Annotated in this window: 2 pseudogenes; one reads left to right on the top strand and one right to left on the bottom strand. The window is 33.6% G+C overall.

Going from position 1 to position 1262, the window contains the following annotated elements:
* Positions 1-148: 148 nt before the first annotated feature.
* Positions 149-872, bottom strand: a pseudogene (locus QUA80_RS33625) (IS1 family transposase).
* Positions 873-1073: 201 nt separating this feature from the next.
* Between QUA80_RS33625 and QUA80_RS33620 the strand changes: the two are divergent.
* A pseudogene (locus QUA80_RS33620) lies at positions 1074-1188 on the top strand (helix-turn-helix domain-containing protein); the annotation flags it as partial.
* Positions 1189-1262 lie beyond the last annotated feature (74 nt).

Genomic DNA, 1262 nt, shown 5'->3' with positions numbered 1-1262 from the left:
TTGATAAGTTAGATTTAGACCCGGATTTGATTTTAAATCACCCTAACCTTCCTTCAGTCTTGTCTTATGGTACTCTGACTGCTTAAAAACTGTCCGGAGTATTGTAATTTTATTATTGGGTAGTGATAAATATGTAGTGATTAAATATTCATTGGCTCAAAACATAGTTGTAATGATGAATAAAATACCAAATAGCACCAATATGGTTTTCTAACTTTTTAGAAAATGAAAGAGTCTTTCTTACGAGCCGAGAAACACGTTGGCGCAAAGTATTATTAAATCTTTCAATGTGATTAGTTTTTCCACTGTCTTTACCAACTGGCTGATGGCGTAGCGAAGGAAAAATACAAGCATAAGCCTGCCAAAAATCTGTATAGCAAACAGCACATTGTCGATATACAGGAGGTAGAGAATTCCATAATTGTTTGGCTCCTTCTTCGCTACGATCGCCAATATAAACACCAATAATTTCTCTTGTTTCTCTATCCATTGCGGCGCCACACCCATTGCTTATTTTCTTGGCAATCTACAAATGACCGCAGTTCCTCACATTCAACATTCAATCTGACTTTTTTTTAGGTGTAACCTTTACTATGCGTTCGATTGAGGCATATTTATTATTTACGTAATCCTGTAACCATTTTTGAGAAACACCCGTGCTTCTAGCTATACCAGCCAAAGAAATCTTCTCCAAAAGAAGTCGATCGATTAAATCTTTTGTTTCTGAGCTAATTACTTTGTTGGTCGGATTTTCGACTTTCTTGGCGACCGCAACTTTGACATTTGTATTTGGGGTTTTTATTATGAATTCTACCATTTTTAACTATGTGATTTGAACCACAATCAGGGCAGTCTGGTCGTAAAAATAGCATATTACATGACTAAACTAATGTTGGCAGATATCAAGGATTCCCGCAATAGTTACTTATGATAGCATAAGTGTAACTAAATCTACATTCGAGCGCGTAAAAAAATATTAAAATCACAAAATTTGATTGAGTTATTTATAAATAAAATTATCCTATGTATTCAATTACTGTAATTAAACTTCACTACATATTTATTACTACCTATTATTGCTCAATGACGGCAAAACTCAATCTAAAATTGCTGATTTTTTGGGTTGTTCAGTAAACAAAGTATCTAAAAGAGTGTATGAAGGGAGACCCCGACAATCTAGAAAGTCTATAGCAATCCTAAATCAGAATCAATATTATGATACAATTATATGCAATACTCGATCGTAAAAAAAAATGAATAAC

Origin of the sequence: Microcoleus sp. F4-D5 (assembly GCF_036704885.1) — a bacterium.
Taxonomy (GTDB): Bacteria; Cyanobacteriota; Cyanobacteriia; order Cyanobacteriales; family Microcoleaceae; genus Microcoleus.
The sequence above is the reverse complement of the archived record's forward strand: the minus strand, read 5'-3'. Positions and strand labels throughout refer to the sequence as shown.